Raw genomic sequence first — 21,138 nt, 5'->3', positions numbered from 1 at the left:
CCCCAGGATCCGCTGCCGATGATCCTCGCCGCCATGCAGGCGGTAAGGCGCGGTGATTTCTCGGTGCAATTGCCCGCCCACTGGGACGGCATCGAAGGCAAGCTGGCGGAAGCCTTCAACGACATCGCCTTGGCCAACCGTCGCCTGGCCACCGAACTGGATCGCGTCGGCCAGAAGGTGGGCCGCGAAGGCCAGACCCGCCAGCGCATCGCCCTGCACCACCGGGAAGGCGCGTGGGGTGGCATGGAACATTCGGTCAACGAACTGGTCGATGACCTGCTGCGCCCGGTGGAGACCATCACCGAGGCCATCGCGGGCGTCGCCAAGGGCGACCTGACCCGCACCGTGCCGCTGGAATCCAATGGTCGCCCCTTGCAGGGCGAATTCCTGCGTTCGGCCACCATCGTCAACCGCATGATCGACCAGATGGGCGAGTTCAGCTCCGAGGTCACGCGCGTGGCGCTGGAGGTGGGTACCGCCGGCCTGCTGGGCGGGCAAGCCAAGGTCAAGGGCGTATCGGGCGTGTGGCGTGAGCTCACCGACTCGGTCAACCAGATGGCATCCAATCTGACCGGCCAGGTGCGCAACATCGCCGAGGTCACCATCGCCGTGGCTAACGGCGACCTGTCGCGCAAGATCACCGTGGACGTGCGCGGTGAGATCCTGCAGCTGAAGGAAGCCATCAACACGATGGTGGACCAGTTGCGCGGCTTCGCCTCGGAAGTGACACGCGTCGCCCGCGAGGTCGGTACCGAGGGCAAGCTGGGCGGCCAGGCCATCGTGCCCGGCGTTGCCGGCACCTGGAAAGACCTGACCGACTCGGTCAACGCAATGGCGTCCAACCTGACCAGCCAGGTCCGCAACATCGCCGAGGTGACCACCGCCGTAGCGAAGGGCGACCTCTCGCGCAAGATCACCGTGGACGTGCGCGGGGAGATCCTGGAGCTCAAGGACACCATCAACACCATGGTGGACCAGCTCAACGGCTTTGCCTCGGAAGTGACGCGCGTGGCGCGCGAAGTGGGCACGGAGGGTCGCCTCGGCGGCCAGGCGCAGGTACCCGACGTCGCCGGCACGTGGAAGGACCTGACCGACCACGTGAACTCGATGGCGTCCAACCTCACCCTGCAGGTGCGCAACATCGCCGACGTGACCACCGCGGTGGCGAAGGGCGACCTGTCGCGCAAGATCACCGTGGACGTGCGTGGCGAGATCCTGGAGTTGAAGAACACCATCAACACCATGGTGGACCAGCTCAACGGCTTCGCCGCGGAAGTGACCCGCGTGGCACGCGAAGTGGGCACCGAAGGCCGTCTGGGCGGCCAGGCGGTGGTGCCGGGCGTGGACGGTACATGGAAGGACCTGACCGACTCGGTCAACGCCATGGCCTCCAACCTCACCACCCAGGTTCGCGCGATCGCCGAGGTCACCACCGCGGTGGCCAAGGGCGACCTGTCGCGCAAGATCACCGTCGACGTGCGCGGCGAGATCCAGGAGCTCAAGGCCACCATCAACATGCTGGTGGACCAGCTCAACGGCTTTGCCTCCGAAGTCACGCGCGTGGCGCGCGAGGTGGGTACCGAAGGGCGGCTGGGCGGCCAGGCCGAAGTGCCCGGCGTGGCCGGCACCTGGAAGGACTTGACCGACTCGGTCAACCAGATGGCCTCCAACCTCACAGCGCAGGTCCGCAACATCGCCGAGGTGACCACCGCGGTGGCGAAGGGCGACCTGTCGCGCAAGATCGGCGTGGACGTCAAGGGTGAGATCCTCGCGCTGAAGGACACCATCAACACCATGGTGGACCAGCTCAATGGCTTCGCGTCGGAAGTGACACGCGTGGCGCGCGAGGTCGGCACCGAGGGCAAGCTGGGCGGCCAGGCCGAGGTGCCAGGCGCGGCGGGTACCTGGCGCGACCTCACCGACAACGTCAACTCGATGGCGTCCAACCTCACCACCCAGGTGCGCAACATCGCCGAGGTGGCCACCGCGGTGGCCAAGGGCGACCTGTCGCGCAAGATCGCGGTGGACGCGAAGGGCGAAATCCTCGAGCTTAAGAACACCCTCAACACCATGGTGGACCAGCTCAACGGCTTCGCCGCGGAAGTGACGCGCGTGGCGCGCGAGGTGGGCACCGAGGGCAAGCTCGGCGGCCAGGCCCGCGTCCCGGGCGTCGCGGGCACCTGGAAGGACCTGACCGACAACGTCAACTCCATGGCCACCAACCTCACCACCCAGGTGCGCGGCATCGCCAAGGTGGTGACCGCGGTGGCCAACGGTGACCTGCACCAGAAGCTGACCGTGGAGGCCAAGGGCGAAATCGCCGCGCTGGCCGACACCATCAACTCCATGACCGACACGCTGGCGATCTTCGCCGACCAGGTGACGTCGGTGGCACGCGAGGTGGGCGTGGAAGGCCGCCTGGGCGGCCAGGCCAACGTGCCCGGCACCGCCGGCATCTGGAAGGACCTGACCGCCAACGTCAACCAGCTGGCGGCCAATCTCACCACGCAGGTGCGCGCGATCGCGGAGGTTGCCACCGCGGTGACCCAAGGCGACCTCACCCGTTCGATCACGGTCGACGTGCGTGGCGAGTTGTCCGACCTGAAGGACAACATGAACCTGATGATCGGCACCCTGCGCGCCACCACTGAGAGTGGTCGTGAACAGGACTGGTTGAAGTCCAACCTCGCCCGTTTCAGCGACATGATGCAGGGCCAGCGCGACATGATCACGCTGGGACGCATGCTGCTCTCGGAACTGGCGCCGCTGGTCAACGCCCAGCAGGGCGTGATGTACGTGGTGGAAGGCGACGGCGGCACGCACGCTCCCTACCTGCGCCAGCTCGCGGGCTACGCGGACGCCGCCACGTCGCCCACGCAGCGCACGCTGCGCATCGGCGAGGGCCTGATCGGCCAGTGCGCCGCCGAGGGCCGCCTGATCCTGGTGGAGGACGTTCCGCCGGGCACGGTGCAGATCGAATCCGGGCTGCTCAACGCAGTGCCACGCAGCGTGATCGTGTTGCCGGTGCTGTTCGAAGACCAGGTCAAGGCGGTGCTGGAACTGGCCTCGCTGGGCGAGTTCACCCGCTCGCAACGCGCCTTCCTCGAGCAGCTCTCCGGCAGTATCGGCATCGTGCTCAACACCATCGAAGCGACGATGCGGACCGAGCACCTGTTGTCCCAGTCGCAACAGCTGGCCAAGGAACTGCAGTCGCAGCAGACCGAGCTGCAACAGACCAACGAGGAAATCGCGCTCAAGGCCACCCTGCTCGCCGAGCAGAAGGCCGAGGTGGAACAGAAGAACCTGCAGATCGAGCAGGCCCGACGCGCGCTGGAAGAAAAGGCCGCGGAGCTGGCGCTCACCTCGCGCTACAAGTCCGAGTTCCTCGCCAACATGTCGCACGAGCTGCGCACGCCGCTCAACTCGATCCTGATCCTCGGCCAGCAACTGGCGGAGAACCCGGAAAGCAACCTCAGCAACCGCCAGATCGAGTTCGCCAAGACCATCCACGCTGCGGGTACCGACCTGCTGCACCTGATCAGCGACATCCTCGACCTGTCCAAGATCGAATCGGGCACCGTCACAGTCGAAAGCGAGGAACTGCGCTTCACCCACCTGCGCGAGAACCTGGTGCGCGGCTTCCGCCATGAAGCGGAGCGTCGCCAGCTCGATTTCAGCGTGGAAGTCGACCCGGCGCTGGGCAACTCGCTCAGTACCGATCCCAAGCGCCTGCAGCAGATCCTGAAGAACCTGCTGTCCAATGCCTTCAAGTTCACCGAACAGGGCAGCGTCCGGCTGCGCGTCTTCCCGGCCAAGCGCGGCTGGCACCCCGACCACGACGTGCTGTCGCAGGTGCCGATGGTGGTGGCGTTCGAGGTCACCGACACCGGCATCGGCATCTCGCCCGAGAAGCAGAAGATCGTGTTCGAGGCTTTCCAGCAGGCCGACGCCGGTACGTCCCGCAAGTACGGCGGCACCGGGCTGGGCTTGGCGATCAGCCGCGAGATCGCCGGCCTGCTCGGCGGCGAGCTGACCCTGTCCAGCAAGGTGGGCGAAGGCAGCACCTTCACCCTGTACTTGCCGCTCAAGTACGTGGGCGCCGACCACACCCACAGCGTGCGCGCGGCCAGCGCACAGGCCATGTCGCCCATGCCGGAACTGCCGCCCGCTCCGCCGCGCGAGGCCGTGCCCGACGACCGCGAGTTCGTCACCCAGGGTGAGCCCACGCTGCTCATCGTGGAGGACGACACCCGCTACGCGACCGTGCTGCGCGACCTCGCGCGAACCAACGGATTCCGTGTGCTGGTGGCCCACACCGGCGCAGAGGCGCTGCAACTGGTGCGCGACTACCGCCCCACCGCGATCTCGCTCGACATCTTCCTGCCGGACATGCTCGGCTGGACAGTGCTCGCCAAGCTCAAGCAGGACTCCAGCACGCGTCACATCCCGGTGCAGATCGTCACGGTGGAGGAAGAGCGCCACCAGGGCATCGAGCGCGGCGCATTCTCCTACCTCGCCAAGCCGGCGACCCCGGATACCATCAGCGCGGCGCTGGAGCGCATCCGCCAGTTCACCTTGCCTCGGGTCAAGAAGTTGCTGGTCGTGGAAGACGACGCGGGCGAGCGAATGAGCATCGAGGAGCTGGTCCGCCACGACGACATCGCAGTCACCACCGTCGGCACCGGTACCGAGGCGCTCGAGCAGCTCGCCCAAGACGCCTACGACTGCGCCGTTCTTGACCTGCGCCTGCCTGACATGGACGGCTTCGAGCTCATCGACCGCATCCAGGCCAGAGCCGAACTGCAGGATCTGCCCATCGTCGTGTTCACCGGCAAGGACCTGACCGCCGACGAGGACCGCCGCCTGCGCAAGGCCGCGCGCAGCGTGGTGATCAAGGGTGTGGAGTCGCCCGAGCGCCTGCTGGACGAGACAGCGCTGTTCCTGCACCGCGTCATCGCCGACCTGCCGCCAGGCAAGCAGAAGATGGTGCAGCGCCTGCACGAGTCGGACGAAGCGCTGACCGACAAGCGCGTGCTGGTGGTGGACGATGACGTGCGCAACATCTTCGCCCTGTCCAGCGTGCTGGAGCGCCACGGCATGCATGTGGTCAGCGCCGGCAACGGCCAGGAGGCCATCGAGAAGGTCACCAGCGAGGGCGACATCGACCTGGTGCTGATGGACATCATGATGCCCGGCATGGACGGGTACGAGACGATGCGCGCGATCCGGCGCAACCCCGACCTGCGTGCGTTGCCCATCGTGGCATTGACGGCCAAGGCGATGTCCGGCGACCGCGAGAAGTGCCTGGAAGCCGGTGCGTCCGACTACCTCGCCAAGCCCGTCGTCACCGACCAGCTGTTGGGAGTGCTGCGGCAATGGCTGCATCGCTGAGCCTGGCCGGGCCCCCGGGCACCGACGCCCCGCAGGCGCCGGTGAAGATCCTGCTGGTCGATGACCAGCCGGGACGCCTGCTCACGTACCGCGCCATCCTGGAGCCACTCAACGAGACGCTGGTATCGGTCAGCTCGGGCATGGAGGCGTTGAAGCGCCTCATGGACGACGACTTCGCCGTCATCCTGCTCGACGTCAACATGCCCGAAATGGACGGCTTCGAGACGGCCAGCCTGATCCACCAGCACCCGCGCTTCGAGAAGACACCGATCATCTTCGTCACCGCGGTCAACGTCACCGACATGGACCGCCTGCGCGGCTACAAGCTCGGCGCCGTCGACTACGTGATGGTGCCGGTGATCCCGGAGATCCTGCGCAGCAAGGTCGAGGTGCTGGCCGAACTGCACCGCAAGCGGCGCGAGCTGCAGGCGCTCAACGAGAGCCTGGCCGCTGACAACCAGGCCCTGCAACGCGAGAAGGCCGCACAGTTGGAGGCGCTCAACCAGTCGTTGCGCGAAGCCAACGAGGCCTTGGCGGCGCGGAACGCCGAGCTCCAGGTCGAAGTGGCCGAGCGCCAACGCATGGAACAGCAGTTGCGCGATGCGGACCAGCGCAAGGACGAGTTCCTTGCGACCCTGGCCCATGAACTGCGCAACCCGCTGGCGCCGCTGCAGAACGCGCTGTCGATCCGCCGCATCGGGCTGGACGGCCGCGCCGACCCCCTGCAGGACACGATGGAACGCCAGATGCACCACCTGGTGCGCCTGATCGACGACCTGCTGGACGTGGCGCGCGTCACCCGCGGCAAGCTGGTGCTGCGCCTGCGGGACACCGCTCTCGCCGACGTTCTGGCCACCGCGATCGAGATCGCCACGCCTGCCATCGAGACGGGCCACCACCACTTCACGTCCTCACTGCCCAAGGATGTACTTCCGCTGCACGCCGACCCCGAGCGCCTGGCCCAGGTGTTCGCCAACGTGCTCAACAACGCCGCCAAGTACTCCGACCCGGGTGGCGAGATCCACCTCGACGTCCGTCGCGAGGGCGATACCGCGGTGGTGCGCATCAGTGACCAGGGCATCGGCCTGAGCGCCGACCAGCTCGACACCGTGTTCGAGCTGTTCCGCCAGGTCGACACCGGCGTCGAGCGTACCCGCGGCGGTCTCGGCATCGGCCTGACTCTGGTGCGGCAACTGACCGAAATGCACGGTGGCCACGTCAGTGTCACCAGCCCCGGCCCCGGAAAGGGCACCACCTTCGAGGTGCGCCTGCCGTTGTGCACCACGGCAACGCCCAGCGAAACCGTCACTCCGCCCTCCCCCGCGCGTCTGCCCCGCCACCGCGTCCTCGTGGTCGACGACAATCGCGACTCCGCCGATACGCTGGCGATGATGCTGCGCGTGCTTGGGCAGGACGCCATCGCGATGTACGACCCGCAGGAAGTCGAAGCCACGGTGGAAAATTACGCGCCCACCCTCGCCTTCCTCGACATCGGCATGCCGGGCCGCAGTGGTTACGACGTGGCCCGCGCACTCCGCGACCGCCATGGCGATGCGCTGCGGCTGGTGGCCATCACCGGCTGGGGCCAGCCCGAGGATCGCGCCCGCACCCGCGAGGCCGGGTTTGAAGCGCACGTGGTGAAACCACCCGACGTTGACGCCATCCGGCGCATCCTCGCAGGACAACCCCTGCCCGAATGAGCCTGCCCTGCTGATGAGTCCCGAACGTTCTGCCTGGATGGACCGGCTCGCCCACGACTTGCGAGGCCCACTCTCACCGCTCAGTACCGCCGCAAAACTGCTGCGTGACCCCTCTCTCGCGGAGGCCGACCGCCTCGAGCTGCTTGACGTGGTGGACCGCCAGTGCACGCGCCTGGGCCGCATGATCGAGGAGGTCAGCGACTGGATGCGGGCCGAAAAGGGCCGCCTGATCGTCCGGCAGGAACCGCACGAACTGCAGATGCTGCTGGCCAACGTGACCTTCGGGCTGCGCGCGCCGCTGCCGGTCGTCCATGTGAGCCCGGAGGCAGAGTCCGCGGTGGTGCGGGGCGACTCGCTGCGCCTGGGCCAGCTGCTGCGCATCCTGCTGACCCAGCAGTTCGAAGGCGCCGGCCTTCCAGCCGACGTGCGGGTGACCGTGCCGTCTCCGGGACGCGTGCGACTGTCCCGGTTGATTCCGTTCAGCAACGCGGGCGACCTTGACTGCGAGCAGCTGCTGCTGCACCCGTGGCCCGAACCCGGCGACGGCGGCCTGGGCCTGTCCCTGCCGATTGCGCGTGCGATTGCGGAAGCCCACGGCGGCACCCTGACCTGCCGTACGGAGGGCAATGAGGCAATCGAATTCGCCCTCGAACTCCCCACGGTCCCCGCCGGGGTATAATCGCCGGGCTCCATGCACGCGGTGGGAGAAGCGGTTAAGACCGCTGCCGAAGGCGTAACGCCCGTAATCGCTCAGGCCCCCGTACCACTCCGTGCGAGCAACTCTGGAGAGACCGGTCAAATCCGGCGCCGAAGGTGCAAGCAGCGTCTCTACCCTCCCCCGGGTGCTGCAAACTCTCAGGCAAAAGGACAGAGGGGCGCCTCGCGTGCGGCACCGCACGTATGCCTTCGGACGCCCTTCCATGAGCCACAACATTTCCTTGCGCGCGCTTGAGCACCACGATGCCTTCATCGAGCGCCACATCGGCCCCAACGACGCCGAAATCGCCACCATGCTGTCCGTGGTTGGCCACGACTCGCTGGAAGCGCTGACCGACGCCATCGTCCCCGCGTCCATCAAGTCCGCCGCCCCGCTGGCCCTGCCGCAGGCCGTGACCGAAGTCGAGGCGCTGGCCAAGATCCGCGCCGTCGCCGACAAGAACCAGGTCTTCCGCAGCTTCATCGGCCAGGGCTACTACGGCACCCACACCCCCAACGTCATCCTGCGCAACGTGCTGGAGAACCCCGCGTGGTACACGGCCTACACGCCGTACCAGGCCGAGATCTCGCAGGGCCGCATGGAGGCGCTGATCAACTTCCAGACCATGTGCGCCGACCTGACGGGCATGGAGATCGCCAACGCCTCGCTGCTGGACGAAGCCACCGCGGCCGCCGAGGCGATGACGCTGGCCAAGCGCTCGTGCAAGAGCAAGTCCAACGTGTTCTTCGTCTCCAACGGCGTGCACCCGCAGACGCTGGAAGTGCTGAAGACCCGCGCCGAGCCGCTGGAGATCGAGCTGGTCATCGGTGACGACGCCGACGCCATCACCACCGACGCGTTCGGCGTGCTGCTGCAGTACCCCAACACCTTCGGCCAGATCAACGACTACAAGGCGCTGGCCGATGCCGTGCACGCCCGCGGCGGCCTGGTCGCCGTGGCCACCGACATCCTGGCGCTGACCCTGATCGCCGCGCCGGGCGAATGGGGCGCCGACATCGTGGTCGGCAACACCCAGCGTTTCGGCGTGCCGTTCGGTTTCGGCGGCCCGCACGCCGCGTTCATGGCCTGCCGCGACGCCTACAAGCGCTCCATGCCGGGCCGCCTGATCGGCGTGTCGGTGGACACCGAGGGCAAGCCGGCCTACCGCCTGACCCTGCAGACCCGCGAGCAGCACATCCGCCGCGAGAAGGCCACGTCCAACATCTGCACCGCGCAGGTGCTGCTGGCGGTGATGGCCTCGATGTACGCCGTGTACCACGGTCCGGAAGGCCTGACCCGCATCGCCCGTCGCACCCACCGCCTGGCCAGCATCCTGGCCGGCGCGCTGCGCTTTGCCGGCGTGACGGTGGGCCCGGACTTCTTCGACACCCTGCACGTGCTGGGCGTCGACGCCGAGGCCATCCACGCCAAGGCCAAGGCCGCGCGCATCAACCTGCGCCGCATCGACGGCAACAGCGTGGGCATCAGCCTGGACGAGACCACCACGCGCGATGACGTCATCGCCATCGCCGGCCTGTTCGGCGCCAACGTGGCCGACATCGACGTGCTGGACGCCAACACCGCCGACGAGCTGCCGAGCGGCCTGCTGCGCACCAGCGCGTTCCTGACCCACCCGGTTTTCAACACGCACCACAGCGAGCACGAGCTGCTGCGCTACCTGCGTTCGCTGGCGGACAAGGACCTGGCGATGGACCGCACGATGATCCCGCTGGGCTCGTGCACCATGAAGCTCAACGCCACGGCCGAGATGATCCCGGTGACGTGGCCCGAGTTCGGCAACATCCATCCGCTGGCCCCGGCCGAGCAGACTCAGGGCTACTTCGAGCTGATCGACGGCCTGGAGAAGATGCTGGTGGAGTGCACCGGCTATGACGCCGTCAGCCTGCAGCCCAACTCCGGCGCGCAGGGCGAATACGCCGGCCTGCTGGCCATCCGCGCCTACCACCAGGCCAACGGCCAGACCCAGCGCGACATCTGCCTGATCCCGGAATCGGCGCACGGGACCAACCCGGCGTCCGCGCAGATGTGCGGCATGACCGTGGTGGTCACCAAGTGCGACAGCAACGGCAACGTCGACGTCGAGGACATCCGCGCCAAGGCCGAGAAGTACAGCGACCGCCTCGCCGCGATCATGATGACCTACCCATCCACGCACGGCGTGTTCGAGGAGGACGTGGTCGAGATCTGCAAGATCGTGCATGACCACGGCGGCCAGGTGTACACCGACGGCGCCAACATGAACGCGCTGGTCGGCGTGGCCAAGCCCGGCAAGTGGGGCTCGGACGTGTCGCACCTCAACCTGCACAAGACCTTCTGCATCCCGCACGGCGGCGGCGGCCCAGGCGTCGGCCCGTGCGCGGTGAAGTCGCACCTTGCCCCGTACCTGCCCAAGGCATTCGGCACCGACGGCGCGCGCACCGAAGGCGTGGGCAACGGCGCGATGGTGTCGGCCGCCACCTTCGGCAGCGCCAGCATCCTGCCGATCAGCTGGATGTACGTGACCATGATGGGCAGCCAGGGCCTGCGCAAGGCCACCCAGGTCGCCCTGCTCAACGCCAACTACATCGCCAAGCGCCTGGCCCCGCACTACAAGACGCTGTACACCGGCCGCAACGGGCTGGTGGCGCATGAGTGCATCCTCGACCTGCGTCCGCTGAAGGACGCCACCGGCATCGGTGCCGAGGACGTGGCCAAGCGCCTGATCGACTTCGGCTTCCACGCCCCCACCCTGAGCTTCCCGGTGTCGGGCACGCTGATGGTGGAGCCGACCGAGAGCGAATCGCAGTACGAGCTGGACCGCTTCATCGACGCGATGATCCAGATCCGCGAGGAGATCGCCGCGGTCGAAGCCGGCAAGCTCGACCCCGAGGACAATCCGCTGAAGAACGCCCCGCACACCGCCACCATGGTGATGGGCGCCGAGTGGACCCACGGCTACAGCCGCGAGGCCGCCGTGTTCCCGCTGGCCACGCTGAAGCAGCAAAAGTACTGGCCGCCGGTGTCGCGCGTGGACAACGTGTACGGCGACAAGAACGTCATGTGCGCGTGCATCCCGGTGGATGCATACAAGGAAGACGTGGAGGCGTAAGCCACCGCACCGCAACACTCCAGAAGCCCCGCCCCGTGCGGGGCTTCTGCTTTCTGGCGCCCCCTCGCGGCGCGCGCCGCCCAACCCGCGCCACGCGCGGGTAGGGGCCGATTCCCGCTTGAAAACCGCCGCCGGGCACCCAGATTGACGCCCAGTTCCCACCCCATGCCCCCAAGGCCATGACCACACAGACCGAAACCCACCGCTTCCAGGCCGAGGTCCAGCAAGTCCTGCACCTGGTCACCCACTCCCTGTATTCCAACAAGGACGTGTTCCTGCGCGAGCTGGTCTCCAACGCCGCCGACGCCTGCGACAAGCTGCGCTTCGAAGCCCTGCAGGACGCCAGCCTGTACGGCGACCAGCCCGAGCTGGCCATCGACATCAGCTGGGACAAGGACGCGCGCACGCTCACCTTGCGCGACAGCGGCATCGGCATGAGCCGCGACGAGCTGATCGGCAACCTCGGCACCATTGCCCGCTCGGGCACCCGCAAGTTCATCGAGGCACTGTCGGCGCAGCAGAAAGCCGACGCGCAGCTGATCGGCCAGTTCGGCGTTGGCTTCTACTCCGCGTTCGTGGTGGCCGACAAGGTGGTGGTGGAAAGCCGCCGCGCCGGCGCCGAGGAGGCCTGGCGCTGGACGTCCAGCGGCGAAGGCGAGTTCGCGCTGGAACCCGCGGACAGCACCGCACGCGGCACCACCGTCACCCTGCACCTCAAGGACGGCGAGGACGAGTACCTGGACGGCTGGCGCCTGCGCGAGCTGGTGCGCCGCTATTCCGATCACATCGGCTTCCCGATCCGCATGCCCAAGCAGCAGTGGGGCAAGGACGAGGCAGCCGATGGTGAAACCCCGGCCGAAGACGCCGCCGCGCCGGAAGTCGTAAACCAGGCCTCCGCCCTGTGGACCCGCCCCAAGGCCGAACTGAGCGACGCCGACTACCAGGCCTTCTACAAGCACATCAGCCACGACTTCAACGAGGCGCTGGCGTGGACCCACAACCGGGTGGAAGGCAACCAGAACTTCACCTCGCTGGTGTACCTGCCCAGCAAGGCGCCGTTCGACTTCCAGTACAACCGCGACGAGCGCCGCGGCCTCAAGCTGTACGTCAAGCGCGTCTTCATCATGGACGCCGCCGAGCAGATGCTGCCGGCCTACCTGCGCTTCGTGCACGGCGTGCTGGACTCGGACGACCTGCCGCTCAACGTCTCGCGCGAGCTGCTGCAGGGCAACCGCCAGCTGGACAAGCTGAAGACCGCGCTGGTCAAGCGCACGCTGGACCTGCTGGACAAGGTGGCGCGGGACGAAGTCGACAAGTACCTGGGCTTCTGGCGTGAGTTCGGCAACGTGCTGAAGGAAGGCCTGGCCGAGGACCACGGCAACCGCGAGCGCATCGCCAAGCTGCTGCGTTTCGCGTCCACCCGCAGCGAGAAGGCGGATGACACGACTTCGCTGGATGCCTATGTCGAACGCATGCAGGCCGGTCAGAAGGCGATCTACTACCTCACCGCCGACGGCTGGAACGCCGCGCGCAACAGCCCACAGCTGGAAGCCCTGCGCGCCCGCGGCATAGAGGTGCTGCTGCTGCACGAGCGCATCGACGACTGGGCCATTGGCCACCTGCACGAGTACGCCGGCAAGCCGCTTCGCCACGTCGGCAAGGGCGACCTCGACCTGGGCGACCTGGACAGCCAGCAGGACAAGGAGAAGCGCGAGGCCGACGCCAAGGCCGCCGCGCCGCTGGTGGAGGCCGTCAAGGGCCTGCTGGGCGACCGGGTGAAGGACGTGCGCGTGTCCACGCGCCTGACCGACTCCCCGGCCTGCGTGGTGCTGGAGGAGTACGACGTCTCCCTGCACCTGCAGCAGCTGCTGCGCGCGGCAGGCCAGCCGGTGCCAATCAGCAAGCCGGTGCTGGAGATCAACCCCGGCCATCCGCTGCTGAAGCGGCTGGAAGGCGAACAGGATGGCATCGGCCGCGAGGACCTGGCGTTGCTGCTGCTGGAGCAGGCGCAACTGGCGGAAGGCAACGCGCTGGACGATCCGGCCGCGTTCATCCAGCGGGTGAACCGCCTGCTGGTGCCGTAAGGGGGCGCCACGGACGCGTCTGCGGCGGGCGAGGCCCTCGCCCGCCGCATACTCACCCGCGTTCGAACGAGAACAACTGCTGCAGCGGATGCGGCCGCCGCTCGATCAGCGCGCGCAGCAGGCCGGCCCCCATCATCGAGTAGGTGATGCCATTGCCGCCGTAGGCCATGGCGAACAGCACGCGCGAACCGTGGTCCCGGTGCGGCCCGAAGTACGGCAACCCATCCGCGGTTTCCGCGAACGTGCCACCCCACGAGAACACCGGCTCCACGGGCAGCTGGGGAAACAGCTCGGCCACGCGCTTGGCGAGCTTCCCGGCCTTGCCCTCGACCCGTGCGTCGCGGCGTGCGGCGATGTCCACCGCATCGTCCTCGCCGCCCACCAGCAGGCGTCCGTCGCCGGTGGTGCGCAGGTACAGGTAGGGCCGCGCGGACTCCCACACCATCGTGGCCGCCAACGGACCCAGTTGCGCCTCGGGAATCGGATCGGTGATGAACGCGTAGCTGCTGCGGTTGCGGGCCACGCGTCGACCCAGTTGTTCCTGCGCCGCATAGCCCGTGGCCACGACGAGATGCTGTGCATGCACCGTGCAGCCGTCGCCGGTGGTCAGCACCACGCTCCGCGGGCGGACCTGGATGCGCGTGACCCGGGTGCGATCGTGCACGGCGACGCCGCGCGCCTGCGCACGGTGCAGCAGGCGGTAGGCCATGCGATAGGGATCCACGCGCGCCGCCAGCCGGCTGAGGATCGCGCCGGGCGCCTCGAACCCATAGGCCTCCCGCACGTCCTGCGGTTCCAGCCACTCCACATCGAAACCGTGGCGACGACGCAGTTCATACTCCGCACGGAGATCGCGCGCGTGGCGCTTGCGGCTGGCGAAATACAGGCTGTGGTTGCCGGCGAAGTCCACGTCGCGCACCTCGCGCGCCTTGTCGCGCAACAGGTCGATCGCTTCCGCGCAGGCGTGGTAGGCCAGCACCGCGTTCGCCTCCCCGTACTGCTTGGCCAGATCGACCATGTGCGTGTCGATCTCGTACTGCAGCAGCGCGGTGCTGGCCGCCGTACTGCCCCACGCCACGTCGCGCTGCTCCAGAACGACCACGTCATGGCCATGGGCCGACAGTTCGTCGGCGATCAATGCCCCGGTGATTCCCGCGCCCAGCACGGCGACTTCGCAGCGCAGATCCCCGCCCAGCGGCGGAAAACATTGCATCAGCCCGTTCTTCACCGCCCAGAAGGGGTAACCGCTCTTAAGGTCCATGAACGTTGGTTGAGTGGGTGCACATCCATTCAGCGTAAACAGGGACATGCGAACGCGATTTCACGGGTGTTGCACCCGCGGTCGACCACTGTGGGGCTCCCCCCCGCAACGATGAGGCAAATCCCATGGCCCACTACGAAGAAAAGCAGCTGCACGAGCTGCTGTACCAGATGCTGGAAACGGAGCTGGGCGGCGAGCAGGTGTACAAGACTGCGATCTCCTGCGCCGTCAACGACGACCTGAAGAAGGAATGGAAGGAATACCTGGACCAGACCCGCCACCACCAGGAAGTGGTGCTGCGCCTGTTCGAGCATTTCCGCCTGGACCCCAACGCCACCACCCCGGGCCGTGAAGTGGTCGCGCACACCGGCAAGTCGCTGGTGCAGGCGATGGAATTGGCCAAGGCCAAGGCCTCCAAGGGTGCCGCTGAACTGGTGGCCTGCGAGTGCGTGGTGATGGCCGAGACCAAGGACCACAGCAACTGGGAGCTGCTGGGTCGCGTCGGCAAGAAGGCCACGGGCGAGGACGGGAAGGTGCTGCGCGCCGCACACGAGGAAGTGGAGCAGGAAGAAGACCACCACCTCTATCACTCGGCCGGCTGGCTGCGCGAACTGTGGATCGACAGCCTCGGCATGCCCGCCGTGCTGCCGCCGCCGGAAGAGGTCAAGCAGGTGGAGACCGCGATTGGCGCCTCGCGCGCTGAGCAGGCCCGCAGCAAGATGATCTGATCCGCAGCGATGCAAAAGAAGAAAGGCGCCTCAGAGGCGCCTTTCTTCATGGGCGGTTTTGCAGGAGATCAGCGACCGTCGCGGTCGGCGTCGCCCGGCATCGCGCGCTCCAGCATGTGCCAGCCATCGCGAACGGCTTCCTTGGCCTCGTTCCAGGCCAGGCGGGAGTTGGCACGGGCCTTGTCCCAGCCGCGCTCCAGATCGCCCTCGATCTGGTCGAAGGTGCGGCCCGAACGCGTGTTGTAGCTGCTCTCCGCATAGCGGTAGGCCGGCTCATAGTCGTCCCACGCCATGTCCTTACGGTAGTAAGGCGTGTTGTTGTAGGTCTTCTGGAAATGCTCGGTGTAGGTGTTCTGCTTCATCGGGTCATACTCCTTATGCAACTTCGTCCGTAACCGGACAGGGGCGCTGCGGTTGGGGCCAATGCCCTTCGCGGCGACGCGAACCAAGTTACGCAGGCGCGCGCAAACAACGGGTGATATGAACACGCACTGCCACCCCACGTTGTCTTAACGATTTTTTGGGTTCATCTTTGCAGACGGCTATTCAGCCGAAGGTTGCAGCAGTCGCATGGTGTGCGGGTCGCGCTCGCCACCATGGAACTGGCGTAACGCCTGTTCAAATTCGGGAACCTGGGGTGCCACCGCCATGAACAGGGTCATGCACGAACGGAACTTCATCCCATCGACGCCACCGAGGATGTCCTCGGCTGTTTCCGTGCGATGGTGAAGCATCGCCCTGACGCACTCCAGCAAGCGTGGGCCCAGCACCGGATGTGCAAGGTACGCCCGCGCCTCGTCCGCATCGGCGAGACCATAGCGTTCGGCCATCGCGCTGCGCCCAAGTCCACGCAGCTGCGGCAGCACGAACCACATCCAGTGCGTGCGTTTGCGTCCCTCGCGCAATTCGCGCAACGCGGTCTCGTACGTATCGCGCTGGGCGTCCACAAAGCGCTGCAGGTCGGGGTCGTGGCTCATGGCGGAACGAATGGCTCTTCGTGCGGTGACGCCACTCTTCCGGGGCCGCCGTTACCCGGCCATGAAGCCGGGACCCCACGCAGCCAGGCCGCGCGCACCAATGCGAGCCATCGTCACGGCTGCGTTACATCGAACTAACAACATAAGGCGCATGGTGTCCTTGCACTACGACGCAAGGTCGTAACGGCCACTCAGCCGCGCAGCACTCTCCCTTCCCAAACCGCACTGAGCCTCGCACCCCTGCACCCTGCAGGGGTCACGGCTTCGGCCGTTCCCGATTCCGCATCCTGCGGATCGCACTCAAGGCACAAATTCCATGAACAGCATCAACACTACCCCGAGCGGCACCAGCACTGCCCGCACCCCCAGCACCCTCGACCTGATCGACACCGCCGCTGCCAACGGCTCGTTCAAGACCTTCGGCAGGGCCGTGCAACAGGCGGGGATGACCGACGTCCTGCGCGGCGAGGGCCCCTTTACCGTGTTCGCGCCCACCGACGCGGCTTTTGACAAGCTGCCCGCCGGCAAGCTCGACACGCTGCTGAAGCCGGAAAACAAGGAAGAGCTGGTTTCGCTGCTCAACTACCACGTCATCCGCGGCCGCAAGACCGCTGCCGACCTGGGCAAGTGGGAGCAGGCCAAGATGGTCAATGGCCAGAGCGCCCCGATCAAACTGGTTGATCGCCGCGTCAACATCGGCGGCGCGCAGGTCACAGCGGCCGACATCGCGTCACGCAACGGCCTCATTCACGGCATCGACACGGTCAATATTCCGACCAAGCAGTAACACTTGCCCAAGGCAGGGTTGCCTGAAGTGAGACGTCCACGGCGGGGCCATTGGCCCCGCCGTTTTGTTGTGTGCGGCGCGTGGACCGCGCTCAGCGCAGCACGTACGAGGCCAGCACGCTCTGCACCTCGTAGATGCTCAGGTGCTTGTTGAACTGCTTCTGGATCGGCGCGGCCGTGCTGCTCACCCAAATCTTCAATTCGGCATCGAGGTCAAAGGTGCCGCCGGTCTCGATGCTGAAGTGGGTGATGCTGCGGTACGGGATGGAGTGGTACTCGGTCTTGCTGCCGGTGATGCCTTCCTTGCCGACCATGACGAAGCGCTTGTCGGTGAAGACGAAGTAGTCGCGGATCAGCTTGTAGGCGTGCTCGACCTTCTCGCCGGGGGCGAGGATGCGCGCGAATTCTTCCTGGATCTTGGCCGGGTCGATCTTGGAGGCGTTGCCAAGGAGGCCGTCGAGAAGTCCCATGCGTCTGGTTCCTATTGGAGGTGGGTGGTGGTCAGGCGCGACTGGCGCCACGGTTCCCGAGAACGTCAACTGGCGTGCCAGAACGAGATGTCAGGTGGCCCCGCCAGGAACGCGCCGGCCGACTGGATGAAGGATTGGATGTGCGGTTGCTGCATATGGGGACCCAGGAAGACTTCTTGGCTGGGCCAGCGCTCGACCAGCGTGAAGCGGGTTGCGTCACTGGCGCTCTGGAGCAGAGTGATGCCCGCACACTCCGGCTCGGATGAAAGCACCGTGGCAACCAACGCGGCGAGGGCTTGGCTGGCGACCTCCACTTGCCCGGGAAGTGCGGTGTAACTGACCAACACGACGATCTCGCTCATAAATCCCTCCGAAATGCTCAACTGCCTGAAAGAAGCGGATTGCACCACCTTGAGCGCCACTACATTTCCGGCGTAGTGGCCTCAATGACCTTCATCGCCTCGTCCGCGCGCCGTTGTTGCCTGCGTATTTCCTCGGGGGTTGGCTCTGGGCGAATGGCAGGCGGAGTGTGCGGTTCTGCAACGACCGGCCGGGCGGGCATGGTAGGCATGGGCGTGGGTAATGGCCGGGGCGAGGGCGCGACTTGGCGCGCGTCCTGCCTGCGCTCCACCGTCGATCCCGACGGTCGGATCAGATCAGATACCCGTCGAGAGCATTGCCACAGTGCAAGCAGCGCGACGATGCACAGCACAAGCTTCACGAGTTCACCGTCGAGCTTGAAGGTTGGCGGCTTACGACCGACCTCGACGGTCCCCCTCGGCGGCAGGACGAGATCATTTGCCGGGAGTTCCCCACCCCACAGCTTTGGCGGGATCGGCTCGGGCTTCGGAGCGAGCCCCGGCTCCGACGCCAGCATCTCCCGCAGACGGTTCCCATCCACCAGTTGCACACGCGGCTCATGGGCGGCCTTCTGCCATGCCGCGTTGGTGAACTCGCCGGTATTGACGACGATGGCCTTGGTCGCGCGTTCGGTCAGCATCACGCCCAACAACTCATGCATCACGTTGTGGGTGACCTGGTACGCGTTCTCGCGCTTGCACTGCACCACCGTGTACTCGCCATCGCGGTACAGCTTCAGATCGATGCCACCGTCGTAGCGGCTACCGCGACCTCCGGTTCCAACGTGCTCCACGGTGTAGCCCTGCCGACGGAAGTAGTCGGCCATCAGGCGTTCAAACTCCAGTGGATCAATCCGCGCCAGTACGTCGTCGTGCCGGTTGCGGACGGGTCTGCGAGCGTAGCGTGTCCTGCCCCCTGAGCGACTCATACCGGCACCTAGACCGTCAGCGACTCGGGCCACAGAAAGTAGCCGCCAAAACGCGGGCTCATCCTGAACTCGCCACCGGCTTCCTTGCCCTTGTCCGTCAGGTAGGGTTTGCCGGACTTGAGTGCCAGATAGCCTTGGCTGGTCAGCTTCTCGGAGAGGTCACCGGTCTTCAGGCCCAGCTTCTTGGCGAGCTTGGAGGTGGTGAGCTTGCCGACGGTTTCCTCGTCGTCACCGCTGCCATCGTGCTCGGACTCGGCTGGGGCCCCTGCTTGCTCACTGGTCTCGACCCGCTCCAGTGAAATACGCACCTCGTCGCTGATGCGGATGATGCGCTGCGCTTCCTCGTACGCCTCCCGGTACAGTTCCGCGTCGTCGGAACGGCGGATGAGGATGCCCATCTCGTTGTTGTTGACCTGACTGAACTCGTAGAGGTTGAGGCTGGTGATGATGCACAGCTCCTCGTTGAGGTAGCACTTGGCGTGCAGGTTCTTGCAGAAGCTGGTGCGGATGTAGGTCTGCTCTCGCAGCCAGCTGATCTCCATCGGCTGCAGTTCGCTCTTGCCGTACACCATGCGCACGTCAATCTTGAGCCGGTTCTTGTCGGCCAGCAGTTCCTTCACCCGGTCATTGAGCTTGAGATACGGGCTGATCAGGATCAGCCTGTCCTTCGCGTCCTTGATCAGTTCTTCCAGAAAGTAGTTGGTCGCACTGGTGTTTAGGAACTTGGCCATGTGTCTACCTCTCAAACGTAACAATCCACGATTGGAATCCTTAATCGCCGCACGCAAAGCGACAGCTAAGTTGTGCCCCTTCGACCCGATTGCACAAGACAGGCAGGCTGGGCGGCTCGCCGCCCAACCCGGCGCCCTCGCGTGACTCCCCTATGCATGCGCGTTGCTGCTGGGGAGGATACGACAGGGGGTTGCAGGGGTCGGCCGGAAAAAGCCTCAGCTGACCAGCGCACCCCCAGAACACCGCCAGTACCCGACCATGGATGGGGCCCGTGTGCGCGAGGATCGGATTTGGATGCCCCGGCATCCCGGGGCCATGCGCGCGCATTGGTTTTCAATGCGGCAGGACCGTTCGACCAAGCCCGGGCACCCCGCGGCGATGCGGGCGCATGGGATCTCCATGCTCGCGGACCCTCCGACCATCCCGGAGCATTGAATTCCAATGCCCGAGGATCCTCGGGCAATGCGCGAGGATTGAATTTCAATGCCCGGGCATCCCCGCCAGGTCAGCCGGCATTGGAATCGCATCTTCCTTGCGTCTGGGCGCCACCGAGCGCAAGGTCAGCCCCTCATGGCCGCAGCTGGCCCCCGCTAGCGTTGGGCCCAAGACAACCATTTCGTCACCGCCATTGGGGACGACACACCGTTGTGGCCGGGGGGGCGACAATGAAACTGGACAACCTGGTGCGTGCCGGCAGCCTGCAGCCGCACGTCACCTCGGCGGCGGAGGTGCAGCTGCTCCTGGCCGCGGCCCGGCGCAACCTGGCCGATGCCGCGGTGACGGTGCTCAGCGACGAATCGCGCTACGACCTGGCCTTCAAGGCGATCGTGCAGTGCGCCCTGGTCGGTCTGGCCGTAGCCGGCTACTCGGCGCCGCATGCGTCGGCGCAACACGAGACAGTGATCCAGTCGTTGCCGCTGACGCTGCGCGTGTCGTGGGAAGACTGGATGACGCTGGAGACCTTGCGACGCCAGCGCGACGCGATGGACGACAGCGGTGGCCTGGTCGATGCCGCAGCGGTCGACCAGTGCGTGGCGCGGGCGCAGGCGCTGTACCTCCATCTGGAGCGCTGGCTGATGCTGCATCGGCCGGAGCTGCTGGACACCTGAGCTCTGCGGTTTGCTAGCCGCAAAACAACGGGCGGAGCCTCGCGGCCCCGCCCGTTGCTGTACAGCGTTGGTGGTCGGCCCCGCCGCCGGCCGGTGGATCAGGCCAGGCTTTCGGCCGGCGCGTTCACTTCGCCGCTGCGCCCACGCCCCTTCCAGCGCGCGCCCAGCTCCTTGCGCATCGCCTCCAGGCCCTCGCTGTGGCCGGTGGCCTTGAGCAGGGCATAACCCTCCAGGGCGGCGGTGTGGATGTCGCTGCCCAGCGCGATCTGGGTGTCCTCCGCGCGCTGCACCAGCTTCTGCAGTCGGCGCAGGCGCGGGCGCAGGGCGTCCAGCGCGGCGACGTCGGCGCGGGCTTCGTCCAGACCGAAGCTGGCGGGCACCACGGTCGGGTTCTCAGCCATTACGTCGATCACCTTGCGGCAGAAGGGCTCGGTCTTGCCGCCCATTTTCAGCAGGCCCTGGATCTCGTCGTCAGGCAGCGAGATCAGGTCCGCCAGTTCGTTCTCCGCGGTCTGGATGGCGCTGTCGAGGCGGTTCAGGCGTTCGGCATCGAACGCCAGCTTGATGAGGTTCTGTTTCACTCAACACTCCGTTGTTTTCCATGTGGGTAACCCCGACCCGGGCCTCGGGTTCGGCCGTCCGGCCGGGGGTGTGCTCCGTTGCGTCCTTCGGTGGCGGGACCGTGGGGCCGCCGGGAGCGGGCGCACTTTAACAGAGTTGCGCCATCCCCCAATCGGGCGCCCCCGTCCGTGCGCTCCCATTCCGTCCGTTGAATCTAGACGCAGTGGCCGCCCCCGCTGGCCGCC

The 21,138-nt window shown here is 66.5% G+C and carries 16 protein-coding genes and 1 riboswitch; of the genes, 8 read left to right on the top strand and 8 right to left on the bottom strand.

The features are described 5' to 3' along the window. Positions 1-18 precede the first annotated feature (18 nt). From AC3ARF_RS04500 to htpG, 5 genes are all read left to right on the top strand, one after another. Positions 19-5,391, top strand: a complete 5,373-nt coding sequence (locus AC3ARF_RS04500) for a HAMP domain-containing protein (RefSeq protein ID WP_498930672.1) — start codon at positions 19-21, stop codon at positions 5,389-5,391. Then, positions 5,376-7,091: a response regulator gene (locus AC3ARF_RS04495; RefSeq protein WP_498930670.1), complete on the top strand. Its 1,716-nt coding sequence runs from the start codon at positions 5,376-5,378 to the stop codon at positions 7,089-7,091. The genes AC3ARF_RS04500 and AC3ARF_RS04495 overlap by 16 nt, the downstream gene beginning before the upstream one ends. 13 nt (positions 7,092-7,104) lie before the next feature. Next, the gene (locus AC3ARF_RS04490; RefSeq protein WP_498930668.1) at positions 7,105-7,770 is read left to right on the top strand and encodes a sensor histidine kinase; all 666 of its coding nucleotides are present in this window, start codon (positions 7,105-7,107) and stop codon (positions 7,768-7,770) included. A gap of 93 nt (positions 7,771-7,863) precedes the next feature. Next, positions 7,864-7,972, top strand: a riboswitch (glycine riboswitch). A 39-nt stretch (positions 7,973-8,011) separates the two neighbouring features. Then, positions 8,012-10,897, top strand: a complete 2,886-nt coding sequence (gcvP, locus tag AC3ARF_RS04485) for an aminomethyl-transferring glycine dehydrogenase (protein ID WP_498930666.1) — start codon at positions 8,012-8,014, stop codon at positions 10,895-10,897. Between the two features lie 179 nt (positions 10,898-11,076). Continuing rightward, on the top strand, positions 11,077-12,981 hold the full coding sequence (htpG, locus tag AC3ARF_RS04480) for a molecular chaperone HtpG (RefSeq protein ID WP_498930664.1): 1,905 nt from the start codon (positions 11,077-11,079) through the stop codon (positions 12,979-12,981). A 52-nt stretch (positions 12,982-13,033) separates the two neighbouring features. Here htpG and AC3ARF_RS04475 read toward each other — a convergent pair whose 3' ends face one another. Continuing rightward, positions 13,034-14,242: an NAD(P)/FAD-dependent oxidoreductase gene (locus AC3ARF_RS04475; RefSeq protein ID WP_498930662.1), complete on the bottom strand. Its 1,209-nt coding sequence runs from the start codon at positions 14,240-14,242 to the stop codon at positions 13,034-13,036. A gap of 125 nt (positions 14,243-14,367) precedes the next feature. On the opposite strand from AC3ARF_RS04475, the gene AC3ARF_RS04470 reads away from it, so the two are divergent. Further along, positions 14,368-14,970: a hypothetical protein gene (locus AC3ARF_RS04470; RefSeq protein ID WP_498930660.1), complete on the top strand. Its 603-nt coding sequence runs from the start codon at positions 14,368-14,370 to the stop codon at positions 14,968-14,970. Between the two features lie 68 nt (positions 14,971-15,038). Here AC3ARF_RS04470 and AC3ARF_RS04465 read toward each other — a convergent pair whose 3' ends face one another. Together AC3ARF_RS04465 and AC3ARF_RS04460 are read right to left on the bottom strand one after the other, a co-directional pair. Continuing rightward, positions 15,039-15,332, bottom strand: a complete 294-nt coding sequence (locus AC3ARF_RS04465; protein ID WP_498930658.1) for a hypothetical protein — start codon at positions 15,330-15,332, stop codon at positions 15,039-15,041. 180 nt (positions 15,333-15,512) lie between these two features. Next, a complete protein-coding gene (locus AC3ARF_RS04460) occupies positions 15,513-15,947 on the bottom strand; it encodes a DUF1810 domain-containing protein (protein ID WP_498930656.1) in 435 nt (144 codons plus the stop codon). Between the two features lie 316 nt (positions 15,948-16,263). On the opposite strand from AC3ARF_RS04460, the gene AC3ARF_RS04455 reads away from it, so the two are divergent. Then, complete coding sequence (locus AC3ARF_RS04455) at positions 16,264-16,734, top strand: fasciclin domain-containing protein (protein WP_498930654.1); 471 nt, start codon at positions 16,264-16,266, stop codon at positions 16,732-16,734. Positions 16,735-16,825: 91 nt separating this feature from the next. On the opposite strand, the gene AC3ARF_RS04450 is transcribed toward AC3ARF_RS04455, so the two are convergent. From AC3ARF_RS04450 to AC3ARF_RS04435, 4 genes are all read right to left on the bottom strand, one after another. Then, on the bottom strand, positions 16,826-17,203 hold the full coding sequence (locus AC3ARF_RS04450) for a PH domain-containing protein (RefSeq protein WP_498930652.1): 378 nt from the start codon (positions 17,201-17,203) through the stop codon (positions 16,826-16,828). 65 nt (positions 17,204-17,268) lie between these two features. Further along, positions 17,269-17,565, bottom strand: coding sequence for a putative quinol monooxygenase (locus tag AC3ARF_RS04445; RefSeq protein WP_498930650.1), 297 nt, complete (start codon positions 17,563-17,565; stop codon positions 17,269-17,271). 59 nt (positions 17,566-17,624) lie between these two features. Then, positions 17,625-18,491 (bottom strand): restriction endonuclease, encoded by an 867-nt coding sequence (locus AC3ARF_RS04440; RefSeq protein WP_498930648.1) that lies wholly within the window; start codon positions 18,489-18,491, stop codon positions 17,625-17,627. Between the two features lie 8 nt (positions 18,492-18,499). After that, positions 18,500-19,222, bottom strand: a complete 723-nt coding sequence (locus AC3ARF_RS04435) for a phospholipase D family protein (protein WP_498930646.1) — start codon at positions 19,220-19,222, stop codon at positions 18,500-18,502. Positions 19,223-19,888: 666 nt separating this feature from the next. Here AC3ARF_RS04435 and AC3ARF_RS04430 point away from each other — a divergent pair. Continuing rightward, the gene (locus AC3ARF_RS04430; protein WP_498930645.1) at positions 19,889-20,332 is read left to right on the top strand and encodes a DNA-binding protein; all 444 of its coding nucleotides are present in this window, start codon (positions 19,889-19,891) and stop codon (positions 20,330-20,332) included. A gap of 98 nt (positions 20,333-20,430) precedes the next feature. Here AC3ARF_RS04430 and AC3ARF_RS04425 read toward each other — a convergent pair whose 3' ends face one another. Next, complete coding sequence (locus AC3ARF_RS04425) at positions 20,431-20,913, bottom strand: hypothetical protein (protein ID WP_498930643.1); 483 nt, start codon at positions 20,911-20,913, stop codon at positions 20,431-20,433. Positions 20,914-21,138 lie beyond the last annotated feature (225 nt).

The organism is Lysobacter sp. KACC 24251, assembly GCF_057747755.1.
The sequence above is the reverse complement of the archived record's forward strand: the minus strand, read 5'-3'. Positions and strand labels throughout refer to the sequence as shown.

Coding starts and splice junctions, on each gene's coding strand:
- AC3ARF_RS04500 (WP_498930672.1), top strand. CDS start 19: ATGATCCTCGCCGCCATGCAGGCGGTAAGGCGCGGTGATTTCTCGGTG.
- AC3ARF_RS04495 (WP_498930670.1), top strand. CDS start 5,376: ATGGCTGCATCGCTGAGCCTGGCCGGGCCCCCGGGCACCGACGCCCCG.
- AC3ARF_RS04490 (WP_498930668.1), top strand. CDS start 7,105: ATGAGTCCCGAACGTTCTGCCTGGATGGACCGGCTCGCCCACGACTTG.
- gcvP (WP_498930666.1), top strand. CDS start 8,012: ATGAGCCACAACATTTCCTTGCGCGCGCTTGAGCACCACGATGCCTTC.
- htpG (WP_498930664.1), top strand. CDS start 11,077: ATGACCACACAGACCGAAACCCACCGCTTCCAGGCCGAGGTCCAGCAA.
- AC3ARF_RS04475 (WP_498930662.1), bottom strand. CDS start 14,242: ATGGACCTTAAGAGCGGTTACCCCTTCTGGGCGGTGAAGAACGGGCTG.
- AC3ARF_RS04470 (WP_498930660.1), top strand. CDS start 14,368: ATGGCCCACTACGAAGAAAAGCAGCTGCACGAGCTGCTGTACCAGATG.
- AC3ARF_RS04465 (WP_498930658.1), bottom strand. CDS start 15,332: ATGAAGCAGAACACCTACACCGAGCATTTCCAGAAGACCTACAACAAC.
- AC3ARF_RS04460 (WP_498930656.1), bottom strand. CDS start 15,947: ATGAGCCACGACCCCGACCTGCAGCGCTTTGTGGACGCCCAGCGCGAT.
- AC3ARF_RS04455 (WP_498930654.1), top strand. CDS start 16,264: ATGAACAGCATCAACACTACCCCGAGCGGCACCAGCACTGCCCGCACC.
- AC3ARF_RS04450 (WP_498930652.1), bottom strand. CDS start 17,203: ATGGGACTTCTCGACGGCCTCCTTGGCAACGCCTCCAAGATCGACCCG.
- AC3ARF_RS04445 (WP_498930650.1), bottom strand. CDS start 17,565: ATGAGCGAGATCGTCGTGTTGGTCAGTTACACCGCACTTCCCGGGCAA.
- AC3ARF_RS04440 (WP_498930648.1), bottom strand. CDS start 18,491: ATGAGTCGCTCAGGGGGCAGGACACGCTACGCTCGCAGACCCGTCCGC.
- AC3ARF_RS04435 (WP_498930646.1), bottom strand. CDS start 19,222: ATGGCCAAGTTCCTAAACACCAGTGCGACCAACTACTTTCTGGAAGAA.
- AC3ARF_RS04430 (WP_498930645.1), top strand. CDS start 19,889: ATGAAACTGGACAACCTGGTGCGTGCCGGCAGCCTGCAGCCGCACGTC.